Annotated in this window: 3 protein-coding genes; 2 read left to right on the top strand and 1 reads right to left on the bottom strand. The window is 75.9% G+C overall.

Going from position 1 to position 1633, the window contains the following annotated elements:
• Positions 1–277: 277 nt before the first annotated feature.
• A complete protein-coding gene (locus CTKZ_RS21060) occupies positions 278–808 on the top strand; it encodes a hypothetical protein (protein ID WP_124344702.1) in 531 nt (176 codons plus the stop codon).
• A gap of 80 nt (positions 809–888) precedes the next feature.
• Here the strand turns inward: CTKZ_RS21060 and CTKZ_RS21065 are convergent, their stop codons facing one another.
• On the bottom strand, positions 889–1113 hold the full coding sequence (locus tag CTKZ_RS21065) for a helix-turn-helix domain-containing protein (protein ID WP_124344703.1): 225 nt from the start codon (positions 1111–1113) through the stop codon (positions 889–891).
• A gap of 116 nt (positions 1114–1229) precedes the next feature.
• On the opposite strand from CTKZ_RS21065, the gene CTKZ_RS21070 reads away from it, so the two are divergent.
• Positions 1230–1633 (top strand): CpaB family protein (locus CTKZ_RS21070; RefSeq protein ID WP_503825980.1); only part of this gene is annotated, 404 nt, incomplete at its 3' end.

The following is a 1633-nucleotide window of genomic DNA, read 5'->3' on the forward strand; positions in this document are numbered from 1 at the left end:
GAGCAGCACCGCGGTGAGGGCGGCGGCGCCCGCCGCGACGGCGAGGCCGAGGACGGCGGCGCCGCGGGCGCCGGGGCGCCCGGGGCGGGCCGGCGTCGCCCCGCTCTGGGCCCTGCGTGCACGTTCGACCACGTCGAGCTCCTTCGATGTCGTTTGATGTCGTTTGATGACGATGAGTGCACGTAGATCTATCCGAATGTGCCGGGTTCGTCCAGGTGTGTCCGCGATCCGAGCGTCCGGCGCTGTGGTCGTGAGGCTCGGCCGTACCGTGGGCGCCGTGCGCTGGGAGGCCCTCTTCGACGACATGGAGGCGCAGCTCGCCGCGGTGCGGAGCGCCGCCGTCCGCCTCGACGTCGCGGAGCTCACGCGCGCCGAGCGCGCCACCGTCGGGTTCGTGGACCGCCTCCGCGCGGCGCGCGACTCGTCCGTGACCGTCCGGACCGCGCACGGTGAGCCCGTGGAGGGCGCGCTCGTCGACGTCACACCCGAGTGGGTGCTGCTGGCGCTCGGTCCCGTGCAGCGGGCGCTCGTGCCGACGGCCGCGGTCGTCGCGGTGGCGGGTCTCACCGTGCACGCCGCGCCGGCCGCCGCGACGGTGGAACGGCGGCTCGGCCTCGGTCATGCGCTCCGGGCGCTCGCCCGCGACCGCGCCGTCGTCCGGGTCCGGTCGCGCGACGTCGAGCTCGTCGGTCGGGTCGACCGCGTCGGGGCCGACCACCTCGACCTCACGGAGAGCGACCGGCCGACGGGCAGGGCCCGCACGTGGGCGGTCACGTTCGCGACCCTCGAGGTCGTCCGCTCAGGCTGAGCACCACGACCGCGACGCCGGGGACGCAGCATCAGGACCGCGCGCGCCCCGTTCCGCAGCGCCGGCGGTGCGCCGCGCGGTCAGCCGGCCGTCTCGGCCGTCGCCTCCGCGGCGTTGCGGGCACGCGTCTGCTCGTACATGCGCTGGATGTAGCTCTCGAGCTCGGTCGCCTCGACCCGCCACACGCCACGTCCACCGATCTGGATCGCGGGCAGCTCGCCGGACCGCACGAGCGCGTAGGCCTGCGGGGCGGAGATGTTGAGGATCTCCGTGACGTCGGCGAGCGTGAGGAACCTCGAGGCCATGCTCGCAGTCTGGCACGCGGTGGCGCGCTGACTGGTTTGTCCACAACCATGCCTCCGCGTCCCCGGCCGGCTCGGCAGGATGGGCGCCTGCCGTACCGACGACGACGGGGAGTGCCATGGAGACGAGCGTGCTGGACCTGCCTGCGCCGGTGGCGCCGCGCCTGCGTCGGCCGGGATGGCGTGATCCGCGGCTGCTCGCGGGGGTCGCGATGGTCGCCGGCTCCGTGGCGCTCGGCTCGTGGGCGGTGCGGTCCGCGCAGGCGACCGTGCCCGTGTACGTCGCGCGCACCGCGCTCGTGCCCGGTGACGTCGTCGACCCCGGCACGCTCGTGGTCCGCGACGTGCAGCTCGGGTCGGTCGACCTGGGCAGCTACCTGCGCGCGGACGAGCCGCTGCCGGACGAGGCGACCGTGCTGCGCGTCGTCGGGGCCGGCGAGCTCGTCCCGCGCGCGGCGCTCGGCGACGCGGCGGAGGGCGACGTCCGCCCGGTCGCCGTCCCGCTCGAGCACGCGCCGTCGCG

The sequence above is a fragment of the Cellulomonas algicola genome, from assembly GCF_003851725.1.
Taxonomy (GTDB): Bacteria; Actinomycetota; Actinomycetes; order Actinomycetales; family Cellulomonadaceae; genus Cellulomonas; species Cellulomonas algicola.